The 7465-nt window shown below is 57.3% G+C and carries 6 protein-coding genes, 1 tRNA gene and 1 other RNA gene; 5 read left to right on the forward strand and 3 right to left on the reverse strand.

The genetic code is table 11. The annotated features are described in order from the left end of the window. The first annotated feature begins 664 nt into the window (after positions 1-664). From EXR70_24485 to recR, 5 genes are all read left to right on the forward strand, one after another. Positions 665-756 (forward strand) — tRNA-Ser (locus EXR70_24485). Positions 757-873: 117 nt separating this feature from the next. Continuing rightward, an RNA gene (gene ffs / locus EXR70_24490) (signal recognition particle sRNA small type) lies at positions 874-971 on the forward strand. Between the two features lie 105 nt (positions 972-1076). Then, positions 1077-2804, forward strand: coding sequence for a DNA polymerase III subunit gamma/tau (gene dnaX, locus EXR70_24495; GenBank protein MSP41656.1), 1728 nt, complete (start codon positions 1077-1079; stop codon positions 2802-2804). A 47-nt stretch (positions 2805-2851) separates the two neighbouring features. Then, positions 2852-3175: a YbaB/EbfC family nucleoid-associated protein gene (locus EXR70_24500; GenBank protein MSP41657.1), complete on the forward strand. Its 324-nt coding sequence runs from the start codon at positions 2852-2854 to the stop codon at positions 3173-3175. A gap of 103 nt (positions 3176-3278) precedes the next feature. Then, entirely contained in the window at positions 3279-3911 is a 633-nt protein-coding gene (recR, locus tag EXR70_24505; GenBank protein MSP41658.1) for a recombination protein RecR, read from the forward strand. A 13-nt stretch (positions 3912-3924) separates the two neighbouring features. Here recR and EXR70_24510 read toward each other — a convergent pair whose 3' ends face one another. The 3 genes from EXR70_24510 to EXR70_24520 form a co-directional block, all read right to left on the reverse strand. Beyond that, positions 3925-4956, reverse strand: coding sequence for an inorganic phosphate transporter (locus EXR70_24510; GenBank protein ID MSP41659.1), 1032 nt, complete (start codon positions 4954-4956; stop codon positions 3925-3927). Further along, a complete protein-coding gene (locus EXR70_24515; GenBank protein MSP41660.1) occupies positions 4949-5578 on the reverse strand; it encodes a DUF47 family protein in 630 nt (209 codons plus the stop codon). Before EXR70_24515 ends, EXR70_24510 begins: the two co-directional genes overlap by 8 nt. A gap of 105 nt (positions 5579-5683) precedes the next feature. Then, a complete protein-coding gene (locus EXR70_24520; protein MSP41661.1) occupies positions 5684-7318 on the reverse strand; it encodes a PAS domain S-box protein in 1635 nt (544 codons plus the stop codon). Between the last annotated feature and the right edge of the window lie 147 nt (positions 7319-7465).

Genomic DNA, 7465 nt, shown 5'->3' on the forward strand with positions numbered 1-7465 from the left:
CTTGCTCTGCTTTTTCTTTCTCGCCCACGCCAAACTCGCAAACGTTGTCTGCTCCCCCACGCTCTTTCCTCCCGCCTCACCTTGTCGGTCTTTCTGCTCTTCGTTATTAGACGACTTGCTAGATGACTTGTTCAGAGATTCCTTAAGTGCCGCCCCCATCGCGGTTTCGCCGATCGAGCTGGATAGGCCGCCTAAGACTTCTCCGAAATCACAGCCGGCTGGGACTCTATCGGCAGTATTGGCAGTACCCACCCAGGGGGTTGCCGCCGATGGATGATTCCACGCGATCGCGGTTGGCCGGCGCAGCCTTGTTGTTGCAAACGACTGTTGATTCATGAACCGAAACGGTTTCGGTTTTTGCGGGAATTGATGGGATCGAAGGCGGGACTTTTCGGGAGAGGGTGGACCAAGCCGCCACGCGCCCCGCTCCGTGGAGACATTGTGGAGACATGCGGCCAAAAAGGCTTTACATACAGCAACTTATTTTTGATCACAGGTTCTTCAATCGTGTGAATCATATTGATCTGGCAATTCGTCTTTAGTTCTGGTAAATCCTTGCAGTGGCCCTCGATAGAAGTTACCAAAATGATCCGCGCAAGCTCCTTGGAGACATTGGCAGTTGAGCCAGCGGGGCAGGGCGCGTAAGTACTTGAAGTTACTATCGGGAGAGGTGGCCGAGCGGTTGAAGGCGCACGACTGGAAATCGTGTGTGCGGTTAACCCCGTACCGAGGGTTCGAATCCCTCCCTCTCCGCCAAGTCTCTCTGGCTGGCGGTCGAGGCTGTAAATCGGTTGGGCTGGCGAAATCGGCTGCAGTTTGCCAGTATGCGTTAGGTGAATGCGTCGGCGTGCGATCGGGATGTCGATTGCTGATAGTTAGGTCCTGTGCAAGGCGGCACCGCGAACTCCGTCAGGTCCGGAAGGAAGCAGCGGTAGCGGCACACCCCTGTGCCACAGGGAAACCTGGCTGTCAGCAATGGGCATCCCGGCCGCGCTTGGCGCGCCATCTCAGATTCCATATTTCAAATTCGTAAGCTCCGATTTGCGGTTTGAGATCGGTCGTTCCCGAAGGGATCAATGTCCTACCTAGTTTTGGCGCGTAAATGGCGGCCGCAAAGTTTTGAAGATGTTTCCGGCCAGGAACACATCACTCGAACTTTGCGTAATGCCATCGCGGCAAAACGAATCGCCCACGCCTATTTGTTCACCGGCGTTCGCGGAGTCGGCAAAACCACCGCGGCGCGCATTCTCGCCAAGGCGCTGAACTGTGAGAACGGTCCCACCGCGACGCCCTGCAACGAGTGCAGCCAGTGCCTGGAGATTACCGCCGGTAGCTCCATCGATGTCATTGAAATCGACGGCGCTTCTAATCGCGGCATCGAGGAAATCCGCCAGATCATCGAAAATGTTCGTTACCAGCCCGCCCGTTGCCGCTTCAAAGTCTACATCATCGACGAGGTGCACCAAGTCACCAAGGATGCGTTCAATGCCTTGCTAAAAACTTTGGAAGAGCCGCCGCCGTCGGTAAAATTTATTCTCGCCACCACCGAACCGCATCGCTTGCCTGAGACAATTCTGTCACGCTGCCAGCGTTACGATTTTCGCCGCATCAGTTTACGCGATATTGTCGAGCGGCTCGGCGCGATCAGTAAAAGCGAGGGGCTGAAGATCACCGACGGCGCCTTGGTGCTGCTCGCCAGGGAAGCGGATGGCAGTATGCGCGATGCCCAATCGCTGCTCGAACAGGTGCTCGCCTGCGCCGAACCGGCCGAGGGTAAGGGCGAGCAAATCGCTGTGGATGAAATCCTCTTGCAGGACATTCTCGGCTTGGCCGAGCGCCGGCTCCTTTACGATTTGTCCGCGGCGGTTCTCGATGGCGATGCCCACGGTTGTTTGCGCATCGTGGCCGAGGTGGTGCATCAGGGCCGCGACCTGAATCGGCTGTCGCGCGATTTGGTCGAACACTTTCGCAACCTCTTGGTGGCCCGGGTCGCGGCGCAGAAAAGCGTGCCAGCGGCTAACTCGTCTTTCAATTCAGGCACGACGCCGTTGTTGGATTTACCCGATCAGGAGATCGCCGATCTGAGTCGCCAGGCGGGGCAGGTTTCGGTCGAGACCTTGCTCGATTATCTTAATTTTATGGCTGCCGGAGATGACGAGATCGGCCGCTCGGCGACGCCGCGTTTCTCGTTAGAAACGGTTTTGGTGCGCTTGGCCACATTGCCAAAAACTTTGCCGGTGGCCGAATTGGTCGAGCGTTTGGAAAGGCTGGAAGTCAAAACGCCGGCGGGCGGGGCAATGCCTCAAGCCTCGGCGCGTTTGAGCGAAGCGCTGACGCCGCCGGCCAAAACTTTCATCAAGGAAGCACCGAAAGAATCTTCGATACCAGCGCCGGCGCCGGCCGCCGCGCCGCGTCTGGTGGAAACGCCGCTGCGCGCCGCGACCGGCGATGTCTGGCGCGACTTCGTCGCCTTTGTCGGCACCGAGAAAAAATTTCTCGCTTCCCATCTTGAGTCCAGCGAGCCCCTCAGTCTGCCGCCTGGGCCGGTGAAGATCGCCGTGTCCGAGCGCCAGCATTTGGCTTATCTACAGGACAGCGACAACTTGGCGACGCTCAAGGATTTGGCCAAGCGCTTTTTTACTCAGGATGTCGCCGTGCAAATCGTCGCGCAGATTGGCGAGCCTAGCGGCCTCGATGCCGCCGCCGCCACGGCGGCTAATCCGGGCGACGAGCGCAGCCCGATGGTCAAGGAGGCGCTGAGGATTTTTGGCGGATCGATTCGCAATGTGCGGCGCGAGACTTAAATTCTATTCTAACGGCGAAGCAGGCGCGTCGGCGCCGGGAGGTTTGGATGGCTAGTATCGGCGGCATGGGCAACCTTTTGAAGCAGGCCCAAGAGATGCAGGCGCGCATGGCCAAGATCCAAGAAGATTTGGCCGGCAAGACGGTGCAGGGCTCCGGCGGCGGCGGCATGGTGCTGGTGACGGTGAACGGACAATTTAATCTAACCGCTCTCAAGATCGAAGCCGCGGCGATCAATGTTGAGGAAAAAGATCTGTTGGAAGATTTGATTCTCGCCGCGGTCAACGACGGCATGCGCAAGGCGCGCGAGCTGGCGTCGGCGGAAATGGCCAAGCTCACCGGCGGCCTAAAGATTCCCGGCTTGATGCCGTAGCGATCGCGGTTCGAACCAGCTTCGCAATGATTCCATCTCAACGTGCGACAATCTGAAATATGAAATTTGCAATATTAAATGCCGAGCGCCGCGAGGCGATCCCATGACCATGTATCCCGCGCCCTTGGCCCGTTTGATCCAAGAGTTATCGAAGCTCCCCGGCATCGGCGAAAAATCCGCCGCGCGCTTGGCTTTTCACATGTTGAAAGGGACTAAGGACGATGTCTTTCGCTTGTCCGAAAGCATCGGCAAGCTGCGTCAAGAAATGGGCTTGTGCCAACTCTGCTTCGGCTTTAGCGAAGTGAAGGCGAGCAACGATGGCGATTCGGACCAAGCCACGCTGTGCGATGTCTGTCGGAGTTCAGAGCGCGAAAAAGATAAGATCTGCGTCGTCGAAGAGCCCGCCGACATAATCGCGGTGGAGAAGTCGCAGGAGTTTCGCGGCCGTTATCATGTTTTGCACGGCACGATTTCGCCCCTCGACGGCGTCGGGCCCGATGCCTTGCGGATCAAGGAACTGCTCGAACGATTGCGCGATAACGAAGTGAAAGAAGTCATCGTCGCCACCAACCCGACGATGGACGGCGAGGCGACGGCATTCTACTTATCGAAGGTGATCAAGCCGCTCGGAGTTTCGGTCACGCGCATCGCCCGCGGCCTGCCCATGGGCGGCGACTTGGAATACACCGACGCCGTGACGCTGGGAAAAGCCTTGGAAGGTCGGCGCGAAATTTAATCCCGTTCAGCGCTCAGAAAACTTTCCTAAGGTTATCGATCAGCAACCAGCACAGCATCGCGATGGCCGCGGATGCTGGGATCGTCAATATCCACGCCCAGACAATTCGTCCCGCGACGTTCCAACGCACCGAGCGCAGCCGGCGCAAGGAGCCGACGCCGATGATGGCGCCGGTAATCGTATGGGTCGTCGAGACCGGGATGCCGAAGTGCGCCGCGCCGAACAGCGTAAAGGCACCGGCGGCTTCGGCGGCGAAACCGCCGATCGGCTGCAAACGGGTGATGCGCGAGCCCATGGTGTGGACGATGCGCCAGCCGCCCGACAAAGTACCGAGTCCAATGGCGGCGTGGGCCATCAAAACGATCCAGAACGGAATGAACAGTTTTCCGACTTCGTCGCTGACCAGATGACGATACTCGGGCACGATGAACAATGCGCCGGCGATGATGCCCATGGTTTTCTGCGCGTCGTTGGTGCCGTGGCCGAGACTATAAGCGGCCGCTGAGATCAATTGACCGCGCCTAAATATATGGTCGACGTTGGCCGGAATTGCCCGCTTAAATATATTCAGAATCGCCAACAGGTTAAGCATGCCCAGTCCCATTCCCAACAGCGGTGCGATGATGATGAAGATTAATGTGTTGATCCAACCGCCGGGTAAAATAATTCCCAACCCCGCCTTGGCGATGCCGGCGCCGGCGTAACCGCCGATCAAGGCGTGGGATGAGCTGGTCGGCAATCCGACATGCCAAGTGATCAGATCCCAGACGATGGCGCCGAGCAGTCCAGCTAAAATGACATAGGAGTCGACTTGGTTGACATCGAGCAGGCCGCTGCCGATGGTCTTGGCCACCGCGGTGCCGAAGGTGAATGCGGCGATGAAGTTCCAAAAGGCCGCCCAGGTGACGGCTTGCAGCGGCGTCAACACCCGCGTCGTGACCACCGTGGCGATGGAATTGGCCGCGTCGTGAAAGCCGTTGACGTAGTCGAAGACGAGGGCGATGACGACGATGAAAATCGTTAAGAGAAAAACCGGCTCAGCCATTTTTGATCACCACCCGTTGCAGCACGTCGGCGATATCTTCCATCCGGTCGGTGGCTTCTTCGAGCATCTCGTAGATTTCTTTCCAACGGATCAAGTTGAACAGGTCCTCCTTGTGATCGACGATGTCGACGAGAGCTTCGCGTAGCACGCGGTCGCCGTTGTTCTCGATGGTATTGATCTCTTTGATATGTTCGGTGACCAGACGAAAGTTTTTTTTCTCGCGCAGGTTGGGCATGGCTTGATGCAGTTCTTGGGCGCCGCTGCGGATTAATTGAGATAACTGGCGTGCCCGCTCGGTGGGCGCTTCGATGCGGAAGATCACCATGCGCACGGCGGTGGCTTCGATCTTGTCGACGGCGTCGTCGAGGGCGGAAATCAACCGTTCCACATCTTCGCTGTCCAACGGCACGATCAATGTGTGCATCAGCAAATGCATAACCTCGTGAACGATGACATCGCCGCGGTGCTCCAACTCGGTGATGTAGGCGACCTTGGCCTCGACGTTTTCATAATGGTCGAACATCTCTTGCAAGGCAGTGGCGGCGTCGAGCAGATTGCTGGTCGCCTTCTCAAACCAATCGTAAAATTTGGTTTCCGCCGGCAGAAATTGAAATTTTGTCATGATGTCTCCAAACCAACTGAATTATAAGGAATCAAATATTGTAAGTTGAACGCGCTGAAATCTAGCACGCGTCAATTGGAGCTTCAAGCTGATTTGTGAATGTCGTTAGACGAGCAACGCATGGACGCGTTGGCGGATTTCATCACGCACTTGGCGAAACAGCGACAAACGTTCTTCGTCGGAGCCGTGCGCAGCGGCCGGGTCGGTGAGCGGCCAATGGGTGCGTTTAACTAGTTTGTCGAGGATTGGACAGTGCTCATCGGCATCGCCGCAAAGTGTGATTACCTGATCGATGGATTCGAGCGGAATTTCATTGAGCCCTTTGGACGATTGCGCCGAGATGTCTATGCCAACTTCTTGCATAACCCGCACGGCGAGCGGATGGACGCCTTTCGGTTCTGTGCCGGCGCTAAATATTTTATATCTACCGTTGGCCGCTTGGCGGGCGAAACCTTCGGCCATTTGACTGCGGCAGGAATTGCCGGTGCAGAGAAACAAAATAGTTTGTGCTGGTGGAACGGCTTCAGTCGCGGATAAGCGCACACGCACGGTGGTTCCTTGATTCAAGATACTTTCGATTTTTAGTTCGCCTTTGTGCGCTTGCGCGATGTGCTTGACGATCGCCAGCCCCAGACCGGTGCCGCCGAGATCCCGCGAGCGCGCTTTGTCGACGCGATAGAAACGCTCGGTCAAGCGCGGCAAATCTTTTTCCGGAATGCCGGCGCCGCTGTCGCTGACGGCGATTTCGATTTGCTCGCGGCTGCGCGCGGCCGTCAACGAGACCCTGCCGCCTGCTGGCGTGTACTTGATCGCATTGTCGACCAGGTTGATTAGCAACTGCTGTAAGCGGTCGGCGTCGCCGAGAATGGCCGGGATATCTTGCGCGACGCTCTGTGTGAGTTTGACTTGCTTCTTGGCCGCCTGATCGACGAACACCTCCGCCACTCGCTGTAACAATCTTTGCACGTTGACGGCGCGCGGCGCCAACTGCACGTTGCCCGATTCGAGATCGGAGAGCGTCAGCAGATCTTCGGTCAAGCGGCTCAACCGTTCGGCGTTGCGTTCGACGATGGTCAAGAACTGGCGGCGCTCGTCGCTGTTTTCCGGCGGCATGTCGAGCAAGGTTTCGACGTATCCGCGAATCGCAGTGAGCGGTGTGCGCAGCTCATGGGAGACGTTGGCGACAAAGTCCGAGCGCATGGTTTCCAGCCGCTTGATGCCGGTGATGTCGTGAAACACTAGGATCGAGCCGAGGGACATGCCGAGAGGCGTGCGCAGCGGCGCGGCGTTGATTTGGAACCAGCGAGCATCGTCCAGTTCTATCTCCTTGGTATAAGCCACGCTGGTGAAGTTGAGCTTGAGCACCTCTTGGACGATGGCGCGGATTTCCGGATGGCGCGACAGTTCGAGCATGGAAACGCCGTGCAGATCGCGGTTCGCCGCCGGACCGAACATGCGCCGGGCTTGCTCGTTGATCGCCAACACGTTGCCCTTGGGATCGAGCACCAGCACGCCTTCGATCATGCAGCGCAGGATCGATTCGGTCTTTTCTTTTTCGCGGGTGATCTGCTCGATGTCGGCGCGAATCTTGCCGCTCATCTCATTTAAATGCTCTTCGAGCAGGGCGATTTCATCGCGGTTGCGGGCGGGAAAAAAGTTCTCTGGAAAAGCGCCAGCCCGGACTTTACCGGTAAATTCTACCAGCCTGTGGACTCGTTGGGTCAGATAACGGGATAGCAACCACTTCTATAAATCGCGGGCGTAAAGTGTACCACTGAACCGGCAAAGATCTGGCAGAAAATGGCGGGTCAAAAGTGTACCGGTCCTGTAGGCTGTCTCGATGTTATTGAATGGCATCGGGAGGCTGGAAGGATGTTCACAGTGGAG

The sequence above is a fragment of the Deltaproteobacteria bacterium genome (assembly GCA_009692615.1).
Lineage (GTDB): Bacteria > Desulfobacterota > Binatia > UBA9968 > UBA9968 > DP-20.